This window comes from Rhodococcus sp. NPDC055112 (assembly GCF_053607505.1).
Map to the genome: position 1 here is coordinate 72,957 of NZ_JBSGTR010000012.1, position 18,460 is coordinate 91,416.

13 protein-coding genes and 2 pseudogenes are annotated in these 18,460 nt (G+C 64.5%); 6 read left to right on the plus strand and 9 right to left on the minus strand.

Features of this window, described 5'->3' with window-relative positions:
* Positions 1-328 precede the first annotated feature (328 nt).
* Both ACWFRB_RS08890 and ACWFRB_RS08895 read left to right on the plus strand, forming a co-directional pair.
* Positions 329-1,150, plus strand: coding sequence for a polysaccharide deacetylase family protein (locus ACWFRB_RS08890; protein ID WP_452640368.1), 822 nt, complete (start codon positions 329-331; stop codon positions 1,148-1,150).
* 232 nt (positions 1,151-1,382) lie between these two features.
* A complete protein-coding gene (locus ACWFRB_RS08895; RefSeq protein WP_452640369.1) occupies positions 1,383-2,768 on the plus strand; it encodes a hypothetical protein in 1,386 nt (461 codons plus the stop codon).
* A gap of 698 nt (positions 2,769-3,466) precedes the next feature.
* Here the strand turns inward: ACWFRB_RS08895 and ACWFRB_RS08900 are convergent.
* The 5 genes and pseudogenes from ACWFRB_RS08900 to ACWFRB_RS08920 form a co-directional block, all read right to left on the minus strand.
* The gene (locus tag ACWFRB_RS08900) at positions 3,467-3,955 is read right to left on the minus strand and encodes a hypothetical protein (protein WP_452640371.1); all 489 of its coding nucleotides are present in this window, start codon (positions 3,953-3,955) and stop codon (positions 3,467-3,469) included.
* 288 nt (positions 3,956-4,243) lie between these two features.
* Positions 4,244-4,327 (minus strand): annotated as a pseudogene (locus tag ACWFRB_RS08905) (hypothetical protein); the annotation flags it as partial.
* 846 nt (positions 4,328-5,173) lie between these two features.
* Positions 5,174-6,580, minus strand: a pseudogene (locus tag ACWFRB_RS08910) (MFS transporter); the annotation flags it as partial.
* Positions 6,581-6,721: 141 nt separating this feature from the next.
* Positions 6,722-7,099 carry a RidA family protein gene (locus tag ACWFRB_RS08915; RefSeq protein WP_452640372.1) on the minus strand — a complete coding sequence of 126 codons (378 nt, stop codon included), beginning with the start codon at positions 7,097-7,099 and terminating at the stop codon, positions 6,722-6,724.
* On the minus strand, positions 7,092-7,448 hold the full coding sequence (locus ACWFRB_RS08920) for a formyltransferase family protein (RefSeq protein WP_452640374.1): 357 nt from the start codon (positions 7,446-7,448) through the stop codon (positions 7,092-7,094). The genes ACWFRB_RS08915 and ACWFRB_RS08920 overlap by 8 nt, the downstream gene beginning before the upstream one ends.
* 280 nt (positions 7,449-7,728) lie before the next feature.
* Here ACWFRB_RS08920 and ACWFRB_RS08925 point away from each other — a divergent pair, with 280 nt between their 5' ends.
* Positions 7,729-8,355 carry an ArsR/SmtB family transcription factor gene (locus tag ACWFRB_RS08925; protein WP_452640375.1) on the plus strand — a complete coding sequence of 209 codons (627 nt, stop codon included), beginning with the start codon at positions 7,729-7,731 and terminating at the stop codon, positions 8,353-8,355.
* A gap of 1,105 nt (positions 8,356-9,460) precedes the next feature.
* On the opposite strand, the gene ACWFRB_RS08930 is transcribed toward ACWFRB_RS08925, so the two are convergent.
* Positions 9,461-10,591 carry a nitric oxide synthase oxygenase gene (locus ACWFRB_RS08930; protein ID WP_452640376.1) on the minus strand — a complete coding sequence of 377 codons (1,131 nt, stop codon included), beginning with the start codon at positions 10,589-10,591 and terminating at the stop codon, positions 9,461-9,463.
* Positions 10,592-11,068: 477 nt separating this feature from the next.
* Here ACWFRB_RS08930 and ACWFRB_RS08935 point away from each other — a divergent pair, with 477 nt between their 5' ends.
* Positions 11,069-11,224 (plus strand): hypothetical protein, encoded by a 156-nt coding sequence (locus ACWFRB_RS08935; protein WP_452640408.1) that lies wholly within the window; start codon positions 11,069-11,071, stop codon positions 11,222-11,224.
* Between the two features lie 408 nt (positions 11,225-11,632).
* On the plus strand, positions 11,633-12,187 hold the full coding sequence (locus tag ACWFRB_RS08940; protein ID WP_452640378.1) for a hypothetical protein: 555 nt from the start codon (positions 11,633-11,635) through the stop codon (positions 12,185-12,187).
* A 163-nt stretch (positions 12,188-12,350) separates the two neighbouring features.
* Here ACWFRB_RS08940 and ACWFRB_RS08945 read toward each other — a convergent pair whose 3' ends face one another.
* The 3 genes from ACWFRB_RS08945 to ACWFRB_RS08955 form a co-directional block, all read right to left on the minus strand.
* Positions 12,351-13,409, minus strand: a complete 1,059-nt coding sequence (locus ACWFRB_RS08945; protein WP_452640379.1) for a serine hydrolase domain-containing protein — start codon at positions 13,407-13,409, stop codon at positions 12,351-12,353.
* A 376-nt stretch (positions 13,410-13,785) separates the two neighbouring features.
* Positions 13,786-14,082, minus strand: coding sequence for a hypothetical protein (locus ACWFRB_RS08950; protein ID WP_452640380.1), 297 nt, complete (start codon positions 14,080-14,082; stop codon positions 13,786-13,788).
* Positions 14,083-16,022: 1,940 nt separating this feature from the next.
* Positions 16,023-17,705 (minus strand): CocE/NonD family hydrolase, encoded by a 1,683-nt coding sequence (locus ACWFRB_RS08955; RefSeq protein ID WP_452640381.1) that lies wholly within the window; start codon positions 17,703-17,705, stop codon positions 16,023-16,025.
* Between the two features lie 68 nt (positions 17,706-17,773).
* Between ACWFRB_RS08955 and ACWFRB_RS08960 the strand changes: the two genes are divergently transcribed.
* Entirely contained in the window at positions 17,774-18,394 is a 621-nt protein-coding gene (locus ACWFRB_RS08960) for a TetR/AcrR family transcriptional regulator (RefSeq protein WP_452640382.1), read from the plus strand.
* Positions 18,395-18,460 lie beyond the last annotated feature (66 nt).

Sequence of the window (18,460 nt, forward strand, 5' to 3'; positions counted from 1 at the left end):
GCGAGGCTTTGTGGGCGTGACCTCGGTGTCGGCGCGGACCGGCCCGGGTGGTCCGGCGATGTCCTCGAGTTCACCTTCGAGGAGGGCTACGTCGACCGACTGGTGATCGACCCTGAGACCGGACCGCTGCTCAGCACCGGAACGACCGACTGCGAAGGAAAACTCGTCGGTGGAACTGCCCGTGCACAGCTGCCCCGGCTGCTCGGGCAGTTGTCCGCACGACGAGCTCGGTGGATCAGGCATCACTGTTTGCACTCTCCGACAAACACGAGGGCAACAGCCCGCCAGACCGCTTACACCCCCACTATCGAAGGTCAATAACCACAACATGTTTCCGCCACAATTCGACAGACGGGCCTTCCTGGCCATGTTCGCCGCAGGCACCACAGTCCTCTCCGGCTGCGCGCCGACCTCCTCCGCCCAGCAGGGGACAGCGACACCAGCTGAACCGCTTGCCCCGGCCCCGGCAACGCCGCTGGTCAGCACCCAGCCAGCCCCGCTACAAGGCCCACCGGCCCGGTCCGCGCGGGTACCCGTCCCAGCCGGGGCGGTCACCGCCATCCCCGGCCAGGGCAACAATCTGGCACTGACCGTCGACGACGGGGCAAGCTCCGAGGTCGTCGGCGCCTACATCCGCTTCGCCCGCGACAGCAGCGCCCGCTTCACCTTCTTCGTCACCGGCGCCTACGACTCGTGGACCGACCACAAAGCGGCACTACGCCCACTGGTCGAGTCCGGCCAGATCCAGCTGGCAAACCACACCTGGGACCATCCCGACCTGACATCACTGTCCGCTACCGCGATCTCATCACAGTTCACGCGCACCAAGACGTTCCTGCACAACACCTTTGGGGTCGACGGCACCCCCTACTACCGACCGCCGTTCGGATACCGCAACAGCACTGTCGACAACATCGCCGCGGACCACGGATACACCGTGCCCACCCTCTGGTACGGCTCATTGTCCGACTCCGGACTGATCACCGAGCAGTACCTGCTCGAATGCGCCCACACCTACTTCAACCCCCAGACAATCATCATTGGACACGCCAATCATCCGCCGGTCACCCACGTCTACGGCGAACTCCTCGACATCATCCGCGCCCGAAAACTGGCGATGGTCACCCTCAACGACGTCTTCACCACCTGACACTGCCTACCAACCCACCCGGCACCGAAAGCGGACAGTCGTGCAGGTTGAGAAGGTTAAGCACGGCGAGGGTGAACCCGATGAGCAAGGTATAGCGGCGGATTCCGAAGCCACGAAAGTACCCGCGGTGCACCGTCAGCCGGTTCTGGTCCAGGCGTCTGGACCAGACCTCGCGGCCAGGCCCACTCGGCCCTTTGCGGACGTAACGGTCCGAAGCGGACATTATGGTCGCATGGGCATGCATCGCACCTCCTCAACTCGCGTCGTGGTCGGCTTTGCCGTGGCCGCCCTCACTGCCACGACCCTGCTCGTACCCGCGCCGAGCCGAGCCGACACTCCGGTTGCTTCGACCTCCAGTCCTAGCCAGCAGGCGTCCTCCGCCGCGGCATTCGTCGACTCGATCGGCGTCAATGTCCACCTGCACTACACCGACACCATCTATAACCGATTCGACGACATCATCAAGCCCAGGCTGCTCGAGCTGGGGGTGAAGAACCTCCGTGACGGGATCTATACCTATCCGGCAGCTAGCGCCGGTTCGACCTACTATCAGCGCCTGCGCGACCTCGCTCAGTCCGGCATGAAGTTCAACCTCCTTTCCTCCATGCAGACACCTTGGGGCCAAGCCACCGACTTCAACAAGCTGGCCGATGTCGTTGCGTGGTCCGGCGGAAAGGACGCCGTCAGAACACTCGAAGGCGTCAACGAACCAGACGCACAAAATGTCTCAGACTGGGCGGCAAGGACGCGCACCGTTCAGGAGCGACTGGCCTCAACGGTGCGGTCTACTCCGACCCTCAATGGCGTCGGAATCATCGGGCCCTCGTTGACCAAGACCGAATCCACGCGGGCCCTAGGCGATCTGAGCAGCCTTACCGACTACGGCAACATTCACTACTACCCGTCCGACAGAAACCCAGAGACGCGAGGATGGGGCCCGAACGGCTATGGGAGCCTGCTCTGGAACCTCCACTACATCGCACGACCCGTCACAACACAGCAGCCGGTGATAAGCACCGAGACCGGTTACTACAACAGCCCCACATCTGACTCAGGCGTGAGTCGAACAGCTGCGGCCATCTATATCCCGCGACTCCTTCTCGGCAGCTACGACGCGGGGATCAGGCGGGCCTTCTTGTACGAGTTGGTCGACCAGAAGGCCAATCCCAATGACAAGGAGGCGAACTTCGGGCTGCTCGACTCCACGGGTAAGCCGAAGGAGTCCTTCAAGGCGCTTCAGGGCCTGATTCGCCTTCTGTCCGACCCACAGGGGGCGAACTTCCAGCCGGGCCGGCTCGACTACTCGCTCGCAACTCAAGCGCGCGACATCCAGACCTCGCTGCTACAAAAGTCTGACGGCACGTTCTTCTTGGCCGTCTGGCGCGCTGCACCCGTGTGGGACGTCAACGCTGATCGCGAGCTGCAGGTGCCGGCGGCACCCCTGCATGTGACTCTGCCGGAATGGTCGAGGGCGCGCGCCGTTCATGAGCTTGGACAAGACGGGCTCATGAGGACCCGCGCCTTGTCCGGTCGTCAGGCCGATCTACAGGTAGGACCGACCGTGCAGCTGGTCGAGATCGGGACGTCCGCGCCTCAGCTCACAACCCCGACGCCCTGATCCTCTTCCAGTTCGTCCTCCCCAACCGGTTCTGCGAGCAACTGAGATTGGAAACCTTCCAGATTTGTGTGATCTGGAGCCATCACCAAGTGCGATCACCAACTGGTCAACCTATCCAATCCGCGTGCAGCGCACCAGAACCGGCATAGGTGAACACCCCTCCATTCCATCCACCCATAGGGTCTTCACCCATCAACTCCCGTTGCGTTCACCAATTGGACCCGCTGCCGGGTTTCCGAGACCGATTCCCCTCAACTGGACCTCGCTGGCCCGATTCAGCGGACCTCCGACCCGATTACGGCGCGATTCGCATCCAGACTGGGCCGAATGTCGATCCCGCTACGGACGACCGCTTCCGTGATGTGGTCGAGGTCGAGCCGCGGAATCCATGGATTTCGCTGCCGGGGCGGGGTAGCTATCTGCCGGAGCGGGCTGCCGCTGACAACTCCTCGTGTCGCACAGAGACGAGGTGACGCCGCCGCCGGCGTGGCGAGCACGTCGGTCGTCGTGCTGGGCCGGATCGTCTCGTCGGTTGGCAGGTCGTTCACACGGGCGACCTGGCTGTCGAGCAGGCCGTCCTTCCAAGCGCGCGCCGCGCGCTCGCGAGACGTCGCCGAGTACTCGTCGAGCCGAACAGCTAGGTATGGGAAAGCCCCCGGTACATGTACTGCATCGGGGGCTTTCGTCTGTGCATTGACCTACCGGATAAATGAAACCCCTACAGCAGGTCCGTTGTCAGGGAGCTGAACGAGAGGGCTATGCAGGAACTTCTGAGAGGTATCGTCGAAGATCGGCCACGAGGAGGCGAGATCCTCCGGATAGTACTCACGCATGTTCACGGAGATGGTGTCGCTGTTGCGGATCATCCAGAACGTGTCCGGAGCCTCTGCCCCAAACCCGATGAACTTCGTGTAACCCGTACCCAGATCATCGAAACTCCGCACCCTGCGGTACTCGAAGATCTGCATGGTGCCCCTCGGATACTTGCGGTTCTGCATCGACACCACCGCATAGATAGGAATGTGAGCATTCCATGCCGCCGTCACTGCCTGACCCGTGAGTCCAGTCGGCGCCATGATGTTACCAACTGCCAGACCGGACGCCGTCGCACCAATTGAGTCCAGGTCGGATGCAGACGCTGCAGTCGTACCAGAGAGCGCCACCCCCATCGTTACTGCTGCAGCCATGATCCCGACTGCACACTTCCTAGCCACTGACACTAGAAACCCCCTCTGTTTGATCCGCTGCCAATGTGGGCGTCAAGATCTGACGTCTCTTGAGGTATCCCTCAGATGCCCATGCTTGTTACTGATGGCTTGCAACGAACAACGGCATGAACAGATAAGGAAGACCCACTTCGGCACTCTGTTCGAGATCAATGCCCAGCGGGAGTTTGGCTTCGAGGTGTAGATGAGATCGACTACCGAATCGCCGGACGCCAGGTCGACGCCAAGTGGAGCCAGACAAGTGGTTCGTGGATGCTGCCTCTGCATCACGCCGTTGACGAAGTCCGGCTCCGGGATGCCCGCCACCTCGAGGATGGTCGGCGCGATGTCGATGTGACATGGCAGAACTGGAACGTATCCAAATTGCTGTGTGATTCGCGGCCATCGTTAGGTGTGATTACCGAGGGGTCAGCCTATCCAATCGGCATGCAGCCCACGACGAACCGCCATAGGTGAACATCCATCCATCCATCCATCCATCAGTCCACTCTCCACATCATCCATCCATCCCATAGTGGTGGCGTGGCAGTAGGGACTGCCCCTACTACGGTCCATCAATCAGTCAGTCAGTCTCTTCTCTCTCCATCCATCGACCCGTCCATCCACATACGGGGCAGCGCGTCGACGATTTCGCGGGGAAGGCGCAATCGGACTGTTCGTCAGCACGGTGCCGGTCCGGATCGTTTCCATTCGCCCTCCGCGCCTACACGAATCGGTGTTCGGCGGAGCGCAAGGCGGCCCGACCGTCCGCCCGTACTTCAGTCCCGGCCGATCTTGATCGTCGCTCTTCGGTTGTATTCGACCGCCACCGAAGTTCTCTGTTTGACGATCGAGATTCGGGACGACCTGGGCGGCCGTCACCGGAATCGACTGTGAACGCAATCGCCCGGAGCCCGCCGACTTTACGACCGACACGACCTCTCCGAGTCAGGCGTCAGGAGCGCTCGGCGATCGGACGCGTCGGGATGCCTACCGCAATCGCCTCGTCGCCGTTCGCAGCGGCCTCGGCCGAGGCGCACGGATCGGTGCGGACCAGGCTCGCCGCCGCAGTCGACCGCAACCATTACCTCACTGAGCAGGCCGCCCTGCCGCGCATCGAGAAAAGAAACCCTGCGCAGCCGAGTTCTTGAGACTCGCGCATCTATTGAACGCTAAGCACATCCAGACAAGGATGCGGTCTTATCGCACGGACACCGGCGGCACCTGCTGGCGTGCTGTAGGTGTTCGTCCACGGGCCGCAACGAGTGCGGCCGCCAGTGCCCACACGACGATGGATACGACGGCGCAGATGCGCAGACCATGTGTGAATTCCGAGGGTGAGGAACTCATTCCGACGAAGGCACCGAAGATCGCTACGCCGACCGCACTCCCGGCCTGGCGTGCTGTGTTGTTCACTCCGGATGCTATTCCGGAAAGATCCGCGGGGCTCGACTGCATCGCCAGCGCCACCACCGATGGGGTGAGCAGGCCCATGCCGAGTCCGAGGCCGAACATCCCGGCTGCGATCAGCAGGTAGGGGCTCGTGTTGGTGGTGGCAACGAGTGCGCTGCACCCGAGGGTGCCGATGCCGAGGCCCGCGACAATCGGGGGGCGGGGGCCTACCCTCGCGGCGAGTCGACCGGTCAGGGGTGCGCAGACGGCGAGCGGAACGAACAACGGCAGCATCTTGATCCCGGTGGCGAGCGGTAATTCCCCCTTGATGGTCTGCAGATAGAGGGAGAGCACGAAGACAATGCCGATTCCGACGAAGTTCATCGCAGCGGACACCGCTGTCGCCGTTTGGAAGTCCCTGCTTCCGCGCAGCACCGAGAGAACGATCGGGTTCGCGGATCTCATCTCAAGTACAGCGGCGGCCACGATCATCACCACAGCGGCGATGCCAGCAGCAGTGCAGTGCTCCCATCTCCTCTGTCCAGCAGCGATGGCTGCGACAACGACCAGGGTTAGCGCCGCGCCCAATGCGAGCATGTTTGTAGCGTTGATCGATCCGGTCTGGCGTCCAGTCGTGTGGGGTAGCAATCGCCTGCAGCCAATCAATGCCACCCCAACGATCGGCACGTTGATCAGGAAGATCCACCGCCACCCGCCGTGTTCGGTGAGAAGCCCGCCCATGAGTGGCCCTGCTGGAAGCGCCAGAGCGGACACACCGGCCCAAATCCCGATCGCGCGCGCCTTCTCGGCCTTGTTGACGAACGTCTGATTGATGACGGCGAGGGTGCTCGGTAAGAGGACCGCTGCTGCGACTCCCTGCAGCACCCGCACAACTACGAGCACCTGAATATTGGGTGCTACGCCGGCGCCGAGCGAGGTGACGATAAACCCAATCAGCCCGATCAGGACCATCCGTCGAGTCCCGAATCTGTCGGTCAGCAAACCCCCAGGCAGGAGCATCGCGGCAAGCGCCACGGTGTACCCGTCGACGATTGCCTGCAGCCCGGCCGTCTCTGCACCGAGTTGCTCTCCGATCCTGACCAGCGCGACGTTGACGACCGTGACATCCAGCTGGACGAGGAACATGCCGATGCACATGAGAGCGAGCAGGGCACCACTGGTCGACCTAATCTTCATGCTCCTCATCGTTTCTCCTGGAAGGTTCGCTGATCGAAAAACTTTTCAGTTCAAGCGATTCGGACGACCGCAGCAATCTCGACGGGAGCGTCGAACGGCAGACCGGCGACGCCGTAGGCGATCCGAGAATGCTGACCAATCTGGTCGCCAAAATGCTGATCAGCGTCGATGAGGCCGGGTTGAACACACTTGGGAAGTCGGTGAAACCAGGTGCGGAGTTGACCAGCCATCAAGGCGGAGCCATTGCTGCACTCGGTCGAGGTCGCCCAGCGTTGACTCCAGCGTGGCCGTCAGGCTCAAGATCGCCGCAACGGCAAGCTTCTGGGCCTCCTCCAGACTGACAACGTCCCCAACCTTGCCGAAGGGACCCGTCACGGATCCGTCGGCCGACGTTGCCAGGTGGCCCGAGAGGAACGCGTATTGCCCGTCGATCCGGATGAATTCCGCTGGTATCACGACGTCCGGCGGCAAGGCCCAGGGCTGAGGCAAGTCGATGCCGAGTTCGGCCAGTTTGCTTTGAGTCGTCGCCTCAGACATGGCTGGCTTCTGCTCGTGCGGCGTCTGCCGAGACCGGGGTCGCAGGTGGCCTGCCGAAATAGGTCCGCTCTGCTGACGATTGTTCGACGGTCCGGTAGGTGCGGTCAATCAGCGTAGGCAGGACCAGGTCGAACAGCCGCCAAGAGGCCTCGAAGTGACTGTCGCGGATTGCGCGCTCAGTCTCGTTCCCCGAGAGGCGAAGCAACTGCCGGGCGACGATCGGGCCATCGTCTAGAGCCTCGTTCATACGGATGGCGGAGACTCCGCCCTCGGTCTCGCCCGCTTCCGCCATCCAGTAGAACGGCGCAAGGCCGGCGTACTTCGGAAGCGGGCTGGATCGCCGAGCCATCCGAGGTTGCGATCGACGCGCTCCCAGTAGAAGGCATCGTCATAGTTGCCACGAAATGACGGTCGGTGCTCGAGAAGCGAAGGTGACAGTGTCACGGGTCTCCGATCTATTGCGGTTGCAGCGAATCTGACTTCTGTAACTTGCTCCGCTAACAGTTCGCCCGGCAGCGAACTGTGGATCGACCCACAATGGTGGGATGTCACGAGCATTCCCCGAGTCGCTACCCGACATCGCCAAGGTTGCTGCCGTCTTGGGTGACCCTTCGAGGGCAGCAATGTGTATGGCCCTGATGAACGGGCTCGCCTGGACGGCGACAGAGCTCGGGACCTACGCCGGAGTGGGTGCGCCGACCGTGTCCAAACATCTGGACAAGCTCATCGAAGCTGAGGTCGCCCAGGAGGTGCGTCAAGGACGCCACCGGTACATCCGCTTGGCGGGCGACGAAGTGGCCCACGTCATCGAGGGCCTCGGCGCTATCGCTCAGGCCCCCGTCTCGTCCCCGCAGTCCTTGCGGGCATCCAAACGAAATGACCAGATCCGTACCGGCCGCACCTGCTACAAGCATCTCGCCGGCCAGCTCGGTGTCGGCTTGACCGAGCAACTCCACCGACGCGGTTACCTCGGCCCCGACTGGCAGCTCACCGACGATGGCAGCTCCCTGCTCAGTGCGTGGGGCATGCGCAAGAGCCCCGAGCACCCAGCAACTCCATGCATGGACTCGACCGAACGTCGATTCCACCTCGCAGGCGAACTCGGAAAGCGACTCTGCACGCTCATGTTCGACAACGGCTGGATACACCGCATCGGCACCTCGCGAGCTGTCAAGCTCACACCGCGCGGTCAGGAGCAACTGGCAGCCTCGGAACTCACACCACTAGTCATGTCGAGGGATCTCTCAGCGAGCTGAGCGCCACCATCTGCCCCATGTCGACCCCGCCTTCGCCTTCGCCACGAAGACATGGAGAAGCGGCTGGTCGACCTCAATGGCGGGTCCGTCACCGACCTTCTCTTCGAACGGACAATGCGTGATGCTCAACCAGGTCAGGCACATTGCTCGTCCTCGATGGCAGCACTACCCATCGCCGTCTACTGAGGTGACCCTCCAACGGTTGGTGATCCAGACGCCGTCCCCGACCCAAACCTCCTTGAGGACCGTTCCGCTGTTGAAGCTTCTTGATGCTCAGGGGGTATTGGATCGTCATAGAACCAATAGCGGGAAGCGGTCCCACTGTTCAGTGAGATCCATCGCCTCAACCGCATGAATTGCCAGCCCAGCCCGGGCGCACCCCTCCGACAGGCCAGTCTCGCGAACAACCGTGTCATCGAGGGGGATCAGTCCGCGATTGGTGAACACCCCTCTCTCGCTCCATCCATCCATCGTTCTCACATCTCTTCTCTCTCCTTTCTCTACGGCGTTCACCCATCGAGCCCTTTGGGTTCACCAATGCGCACCGGCCGCGGCTGACTGCTTGAATTCCACCGTCGATGCCGATTCCGCCGACCTCTGCCCGCACTCGAACGCAGCAATCGGACTGACACTCGCTTCTCGATGCGTTACTGCAGTAGCCGCGGACCAGCGAAGGCCACGAATCACCTTCACGTCGAGCGCGTCTCGCCGGGACCTTGGGTCTCGGTGCGGGTCACGGCAGCTGGTGCTGCCGCATGGTGCCGGATGTGGCGTGAGCTCGGGAACAGACTCGGCGCGCACGGGCGGATAGGGGGCGGCTCGGATTCGCCTCGACGGATTCACTGTGCGCGGTGGGTGCCGCGTCGCCCGGTCGCATCGATCTCGGTGCCGTTGGGCTGCGCACCCGAGCGGGAGAAACGGCGGGACCTCGGAAGCGGCGGGCACCGCCGTGCACACATCAACGGCGCCACCGAACTCGAAAACTGCAGCACCACAACAGATATAACCGGAATCACCCAGTGGCTTAACAACCCGACCGCCAGGGTATGAACCTGAAGGCCGAACGCGGCAAGGTCGTGCTCAGTTCGTCAGTGCTCGACCACGGTCAGGTGACGGGGCAGCCGGAAGCCTGTGTCCGGGTGACGAAGTTCGGCCGGACGTCGAGATCGGGCTCGTCGTAGAGTCGGTGGAAGGTCGGTGTCAACGCCGCGGACATCGGCGGGTTGATCCATGACCAGTCGGTCGGGCAGGTGCGTCCGGCCTTCTCCTCGCGGCCGACGAAGTCGAAGAACTGCTTGGCCACCGTGTGGTGGTCGACCATGATCACCCCCGCCTCCCGGTAGCTGTGGATGACGGCCCGGTTCAGCTCGACCAGCGCCCGGTCCTTCCAGAGCGTGCGGTCCGAGCTCATGTCGAGGCGCAGCTTCTTGGCGATGGTCGGCAGCATGTCGTACCGGTCCTCGTCGCTGAAGTTGCGGGCACCGACCTCGGTGCTCACGTACCAGCCGTTGAACGGCGCGCAGGGGTAGGTGAGCCCGCCGATCTCCAGGTCCATGTTCGACACCGCGGGCACCGCATGCCACTTGAGGCCCAGCTTCGCGAACCACTTGTAGTTCGGGTGTACGAGCGGGACCTCGAGGACCAGGTCCTCGGGCACCTCGAACCACTGCAGCGGCTCGTCGGGGACCGAGATCAGCAGCGGCAGGACGTCGAACCGGGTGCCCTCGCCCCGCCAGCCCATCTTCGTCACCTGTTCGGTGAGGGCGACGTGCCACGGGTCGCCGGTGATGCTGCCGTCCTCGTTGCGGTACCCCGCGTAGCGGATGAGCTGGGGGCTCAGGATGCGGAACTCCCTGCCGTCCGGGAGCGGCCGCGGGCCGATGGTGATCACCGACTGCAGCGCGCCGCCGTTGGTGGCGACCCGCAGGTGTTCCCAGCACGCCTCGGCCAGCGCCGCCGCGGTCACCGCGTGGCGGGCGTCGATCAGCTTGAGGGTGCGCCAGTGATTGCGTCCGACGCAGCGCGCGTGGTTCCGCCAGGCGAGTTTCGCCCCGATCAGGAGTTCCTCGGCGGTGTGCTCGTAGCGCCCGGTGAGCGCGAACTCGTCCAGCGCCGCCGTGTGCCGTTCCGCGGGCAGGTGCGCCAGCTCGGGTTGCGCGAAGAAATCGGTGCATTCGCGCAGCCGTAGCTCGATCCCTTTGTGGCCCAGCACTTCCTCGTCGTGCGTGATCGTCACGGCGTACGTAGTCCTTTCGGGTGGCAAGGTCGGTTCGCCTGTCCATCGGTCGGGGCAGGAGTGGAGTCGAGCTGCGGTTTCGTCAGCCGGGTCGCAGGGTCGGCCGGTGCAGGAAGCTGTCGTCCGCGACCGGGACGGGCATCCGGGTCCGCAGTGATCGGGACCTCGGTCGCCAGGGTGGTCTTCCTCGTCGCGGTCGCCCCGTCGACCGCCACCCGCAGCGGGTATCCCGGCCTCTCGCAGTCCAGCCGAGCAGCGACCTCGGCGATGACGAGCTCACGCTCCCTGCCCACCGGACCCCTTCCCACTCCACCCGACCTCGAGGGCCATCCGAGATTACTGAAACCGACCAGCCGATCCGCACATACGGAGATGAAGCCTTGATTGATCAGCAACATCGGATATGAAACCACGAAACATCCGTATCCACTGATTCATTTCAGCTTCGATCCAGGACCCGGGAAGGAGGGGCCCACCGTGGGTGTTGGACTCACCACCACCATCGACACGCTCTGCGCGTACTGCGGAGTCGGATTCGGATTGGTCCCGGAGATCACCACCGACCCCGAAACGGGACGTCGTAGGGCCTCGAAGTCCTCGGGCCCGGTGCGCACGGCCACGGGCTGGGCGTGAACTCGGGGTCGATATTCACACATGGGACAAGTGCCCTGTGGACCGAGTCGGACGGGTGATGTGATGCGGGCGATCTCGAATCGTTCGATGAGTCGCGAGCGAACTGCTCCGGCCTGTGATCACCGACTGGTCGACCTAGTGAATCCGCATGCAACCCAGCACACTCCACCAGGGGTGAACACCCCTCCATACATTCCATCCGAGGCGCGGCCATCCATCCATACCCAAATTGGTCGAGGGTGTTCCACCCATCAAACCGTTTGGATTCACCAATTCGCCCCGGCAGCACCGGCCCCGCCGGGGCTGTACGTTCTGCCCGGCCACAGTCGGTTCCGCGGCACCGCCAAACTAGGTGTCGGTTTTGCGCATTCGCCGTGTCCACGTGGGCACTGCCGTACCGTGCGGCTCATGGGGATATGGCGAGTGTCGGCAGGACTAATTGCCATCGCAATGCTATCTAGCTGCGGCGCAACAGACACTGCCGCTGAGGGGTCCGCTGCCCCGGCCACACAGGCGTCGACCTCGGCACTGACGAAGCCCACGTGTCTCGCCGAGAATCTCCTCGACTACATCCGCAACGGAGTCACGGTCCCCGAGCCCACTACCATTCCGGCAGACTTCATCCCCACCGCCGCCATCACCTGCGCAGGCGACTGGGGCGCCGGCGTCACCGACCATGCAGTGTCCTGGGTAGAGGAACACCGACAGGGCAGCCTGGACGGCGTGCTGGCCGGGTTCGCGCCGTCCGAGCAGGACGGCACGTGCTTCACGGATCAGCCCACCCCGCCGGCAGTCTGGCTCGTCGACGACCGGGGCCTGGGCATGCGGCCAGTGGTACCGACCGGGCGGTGCGGCGAGTTCAAGTGGGACGCAATCACTGCGATCAATGCGTTGCCGCTCAGCGAACGGATCGTTCATCAGATTCCAGTGGCCCCGGAGGTCGAGGCCAGGTTCGCGCAGTAGCACGCGACCTCGGAGATCCGAAAAAGGCAATGGTCCCATCACCGTTGGGCAGTTCAAGGAATCGTGGCGCCGTATCCAACTCATCCAAGCTGATGTAATCAGGAGACCTCTAAGCCCATTCAAAAAGAGAAGCTCCACCACCAGCTTCCGGCGCGAGAGGGCATCAGAGCGCCTTCAGTAGATCGAGACCCTCCTTCTCGATGTTCGCGACCTGATTGGTCTGGATGACGACCGCTCGGCCTCGGGCTCGGTCCATCATGATGACGCCCTGGAAACCGCCGGTCCCGCCCGCGTGCGTCGTGTACTCAACACCGTCGCGGTTGAAGACCGTCCAGGACATCCCCCCTCGCGTGCCGCCGATCTTGTCCCATCGAGGCGTCATCGCACTAGAACCGGGCGCCGTCCCGGACAGCAGCGCCGACGTGTAGCGGACCATGTCGGGAAGGGTCGAGCGCAGTCCACCGGCCGGTGCATAGGCACCGATGGGCCAGGGGTCCTGCGGCCTGCCCTGGGCGTTGAACCCGGCGCTGACGCCGGGCGGGAGGTCGGCGGTCGTCAACGGCAGCCAGGTGTGTGCGAGGCCGAGAGGTTCGAGCATCCGCTCGCGTAGGAGGGTCGCGTAGTCGGTGTGTGCGGCCGCGGCAAGGGCCTGGCCGAGCAGTGCGTATCCGAGCGTGGAGTACGAAACGACGAGGCCGCGACCGACCAGGGGTGACCAGCGTGCCTGGTTCAGAAGTGCTTCCCGGTCGAAGGTGAAGGGATTCTTCCCCTCCAGTTGCCACGCGATCCCGCCGGCGGCCATGTCGGGCGTGAGGGCGAACTGGGGCAGACCGGACTTGTGGCTTGCGAGCTCGATCAGCATCACGTCCGCGACGGGGGTGCCGGCCACGGGGAGAAGCTCGCCGACCCGTGTGTCCTCGCGGACCTCGCCGCGAGATATCGCCTCGGTAAGCAGCCCCGCGGTGAAAGTCTTTGTGATGGATCCGATCTCATACTCGGTATCCTCCGTCGCGCCGAAGTAGGCGTAGCGGGTTCCCGACGAGTCGATATACGCGACACCTGCCTGATCGTGGGGCGCCCGCTCCAGGATCGGTCGAGCGACCGCCGCAAGCCTCGCATCACTCACGGCGGTGACCGGCGCCAGGGCGGCCGCGGTAGGCGCAGCGCCCACCACCAGCGCGGCCGCGCAGGCGGCAGCGGTCATCAAAATCGATCGGCGCATGTCTCTATCCCCCCGGAAATGTAATGGACGGTCGGTATATACCGGCTGCGGCGCGGAGCGTTACGCAGCTCTGCACAAACCGGGAAGGGCACGGCATTTCACATCCGGCCCGCCTGCGCCTCGAAGGGCGCTCCAAACCGAGATCGGCCCACACACCTGTTTCATAGCCAGTATGGAATCTATCCAGATTTGTGTGGTCTCGAGCTGCCGCTGAGTGTGATCACCCACCGGTCAACCTATCCAATCCCCATGCAGCCCAGAATGAACCGGCATAGGTGGACATTCCATCTCACCATCCATCCACCCATGCCGCCGATTCAGCCAGACGTACGCAGTGGTGCCGACAGACAGCTGAGTGAGCCGACGGGCGGTGGGGTCAGCCGACGGACGGCGGGGTCTGCCACACCGGCGGCTGCGGCACCGTGGACTCCTCGCGTCGCTCCTGCCTGCGTTCCAGTTGCTGCCGCAATTGTTCGTCGCGACGCTCCCGCGCGTCGCGGTGCCGATCCCGATCCCGGGCATCGTCCGCACGATCTCCGAACGAACCATTGATGCTGGCCGCCGCCACGGGTAGGGCGGCGATGTCTGGGATCGGCGACGAGTTCGCGATCGGTGTAGCGAGAGTGACAGCCCCCGCCGCGAGGAATCCGGTAAGCCAGGCAGTCCTTTTCATGATCGTGCTTCCCTTCCGATACGGAAGACCGGTCGCGGCACACAGCGGTCATCGACAGACCACGTCGCTGATTGTCGCCCAGCCCTCCGGCAGGCTTCTCATACGAGTGACTCGCGAGGGAAGAACCGTCGCCATCCCTCGGATCTCTCGGTCATATTGTCGGTACCAATGGACTGTGCCATCGGCACCCGCAAGATCCAGTACAGGGGTAAACGCATCGCGCCCCGCACTATTCCCCCGGCGAACGACACATTCAAAAGCTGTTCGTACCGCCCCATCTGGATCACCGAAAGGGGCGAGAGCACAAACCCCGCTCGAGCGCCCGCTCCTGGAGCATCTGCTCACTCACCGGATCCGGGACCGCAGGCATACCGTGACCATCTGGGTCGGCGCCGCGGAGTTCAGCCTCCAGTTCGGAAAGCAGCACCCTCCGATCCGAACCGCGGACACCGGAACGTCGCCAGAGGCTGTTCGCCTGTCGGATGGTCTCGGACCGTTCGGCACTGTCATCGCGTGCGATGGTGTTCATACGACATCCATTCCACTGTCAGCTGTCCCCGCCCAGCGGGCAGCTCCCCCCCATGAAGTGTTCAGCGGGGATCGTATTCTCTGAGCGCTTCTCGCGGCACGACCTGTCGAGGACAGTCGGCGCATCGCCTGGTGGCGTGGTTGTCACGCGCGGTTTACCAGAGTCGTTTCGCAACTTGCCGTTTGAGACACCGCCTGGTCCGGCGACCAGGCGGCGCCTCTCCGCCCAGCCTGTGGGACGTTTGCTGAGAATTCACTGAGTACCGTGGCGCGCCGACGCACAGGCCACCTACCGTCCTCCCCGCTATCCCGGTTAGGAGATGGGTCGGGACGGCGCGTCGGCCTCGCCGCTCCCCCAGTTGGGCGGCGAGGCCTTTCCCAAACCGGCGTCACGCGAGTCGTGCGCCCGCGGCAGTGCTGCCCCGTCCTACTCCGCGTTCCACCGCGCATCTTGGGGCCGCGGCCCGGCACATGGCGGCAACGCGACGCCCTGAATCCTCGAGTTTCAGAATGTGCCACTCCCCTCCTCCGTGTGTGGCGCACGGGCCTGCCGGATGCGCCAACATTCGACAGCTCGTTTTTGTGGGCGAGGCCGTCGGCGTCCCGACGCACCGGCGGCCCCTCACAGGCATGCACGGCGGAAGGGGTGCGACGAACGCCGTGCACGCGCGGTCCAGCAACTCGGCTGCGCGTTGCCCCGCCCCGCCTGTGGGGCCTTTTCCTGAGAATTCGCTGAGTATCGTGGCGCGCTGACGCGCGGGCCACCTACCGTCCTCCCCGCTGCCCCGGTCAGGAGCTTGATCGGGACGGCACGTGGGCCTCGCCGTCATGGATAGCGGCGGGGCCCACACTCATACCCTGATCGGCGCTGATGGAATCGCCATTCTTATACACGGTCCTGCGACAGCACCGCCCCGACGCGCGGCGGTAGAGCGACGCCCTTCATGGGCGAGGCCGTCGACGCCTGTGCCTCACGCCGGCGGCCTCTCGAAAGCGCGCGCGACCGAAGGGTTGACGCCGCGCACGCGTGGCCCAGCAACAAGGTTGCACCCGCGCTTGCTGCGGCCGCGAGCGGTTGCGAGAACGGCGTTCGCCGCCCTCAACACGCATTCTGAGAATTCGCTGAGTATCGAAGCACGCCCCGAACGGGGTCGCCTATCGTCCTGTCTCGCCGTTCCGGTCCCAGCCAGCGGCGGCGGCCTCGCCACCCACCGCATGGGGTGGCGAGGCCTTCTCAAACGATGGGCAATGAGGTGGAAGCCAGCCCCGAGCACCTTCGCAATAACCTCGAAGACCGCATCACACCGAGTGGGGCTCAACCGACGACGAGGCCGGGTCCACCGTTCATCGCACACTCCCGTCTCGCGCGGGTGACTGTTGTCGGTGATGCACTGAAGCCATTGCGGCGGTATTTAATTCGATGCGACCGGCCGCCAGGTAAGGGTCAGCGCGCTCGGGGTGCCAGGGCCGGTGTGGATCGTGCAGGCGGTATTCGGGGATTGGCGATACCAGGCGGGGAACTGACCACGCAAGGGGTCACGGGCGAAGGGCCAGCGGCCACTGAGCTCCAGGCGAAGTTGTTCGCCGCGCCGCAGACGGGTGGCATGGGGCAGCAGGGCCAAGCCGATAGGGGTGGGGTGGCCCGGGGTGAGGGGTTCGGGCTTGCGATGGATATGGACCGGTTGCAGAGGAGTGGACAGGGCCGGGTCGAGAGTTTGGTGGGCCAGGCGCTGCCAGCCCTTGGTGACGACATCGGCATTGAATCCGTAGGAGCCTTCGAAGCAGATCTCTCGGCCGTTGCGGAATTTGCGGAGGACTGCGAACAGGTTGAGGTCCTCCGCGTCGGCGAGGGATACGTGCAGGTGCAGAGCGGACGGGCCCAGGATGTCCAGATCGGTGGGCGCGGTCCAGGTCCAGGTCAGGGGGCGGCCGCGGGAGTGGAAGGAACGTTGTCCGTCGGTTGACCCAGCCTCGTCGGACAGCAGGCCGTCGGCACGCAGGTGGAGGGTGGCGGTCTCGACGTCCCGGGGCGGCCAGTCGTCTGCGTAGTGGACCTCGGCCGGGCGCGGGCCCTGCTCGTGAACGGCGATGCGGACCGCGGGTCGGGTGTCCCACCCGTTGTCGGCGTCGCGCAAGACGTGGTCGAAGAAGCGAATTCGCTCGGCAGTGGCCTCCGGGCCGTAGTAGTGCGACCACTTGCCGTCGCGGTGGGTGTAGAGCCATTTGCGCTCGGAACCGGCCCGCCGGAACGCCTCGAAGCTGCCGCGGCTGTGCAGGCTGTGGTCGGAGAAGGAGGCACACACCAGCATGGGGACGGTGATGCGGGCCAGGTCCGGTGTGCGGTCGGCATACCAGTCGTCGCGGTCGGGGCGGCTCAGGATCTCGGCGCGGATGTCATCCGTGACGCGCGCCTCGCGGGCGGTGGCCTTGCTCCAGAAGACGCTGAAGCCGTCCTCACGAATTCCGCCGGGGTAGGCGAAATCTCGATAGAAATCGGAGAAGCCCTCCCAGACACACAGGGCGGCCAGGTGGGGCGGGCGGAGCGCAGCCACCCGGTACTGGTTCAGGGCCAGATAGGACACCCCGTCCAGACCCACGCGGCCGATGCACCACGGTTGTGCCGCAACCCATTCGATGAGGTCGTAGTAGTCCTGGGCCTCGGTCTCGGTGAACAGCGAGCCGACACCCTCGGAGGTGCCGCCGCCGCGCAGATCCGCGTTGACCACGACGAATCCGTGCTCCGTCCAGATCTGCGGGTCGGGTGCCTCCCAGCTGGTCAGCTCGCTGAACCGGACGCGGGCGGGCTGCGGCATCAGCCGGTACTGGCCCGAGACCGCGCGCCGATTCCTGCCGCGGGCAGGGGTGCGGTCCTTGCCGTACGGGTGCGCGGACATGATCACCGGATGCGGTCCCGCCGAATCGGGGTGAAAGACATTGACCCGCAACACCGTTCCGTCACGGACCGGAACCGCCACGTCGTAGTCGGCGCGGACGTCCGGCGCGGGCGCGATGTCGACGCCGGGCCGGATCAGGTTGGCGATCCGGTGGCCGGCCCGGCGCAAGGCCGCGGGTCGGCGAAGGTAGGACCTGCTCATCGTTTTCCCCTGTCTCGTCGGTGCGGTACGCCCACTGTGGATCGCACCGCTGCCTAGAATCAACGGTGATGAATAAACCCGGACCCCGAGGCCGCCGCTTCGGTGCGCCCGATACCCGGCGCGGCATCCTCGACGTCGCGCGGCGGCGTTTTCTCGCCGAGGGCTACGTCAAGGTGACGATGCGTTCCCTCGCGGCCGATGCCGGTGTGGACGCGGCGCTGATCAGCTATTTCTTTGGTTCCAAGCGTGGACTTTTCGCTGCGGCCATGGCGCTGTCTGCGAACCCGGCGGACCTGTTGGCCGGGGCACTGCCCGGTCCCCCGGCGGGATTGGCCGCCCGGGTGCTGACGGCCCTGGTATCTACCTGGGACGATCCGCAGCGCGGCGGCACGATTCGCGTACTGCTCACCGCCGCCACGCACGACGAGGATCTGGCCCGGCTGATCAGGGAGATGATCGACCGTGAACTCGTCACCGCGCTGGCCGATCACCTCGGCGGCACCGGGGCGCGCGCCCGCGCCGGACTGTTCGCCGCACAGGCGCTTGGCGTCATCCACGCCCGCTACGTCCTGTGCCTCGAGCCTACGGTCTCGATGCCCGCTGATGAATTGGTGCGCGGGCTGGCACCGGCATTCACCGCAACACTGTTCGGCGCGCCGCCGCGGGCGCCGCGCCGACTCTCCGGCTGACCCCTCCATTCACCCATATGGATCCACGGGAGTGAGGAAGTGGAGGGTTCACCCATATGGGAAGTG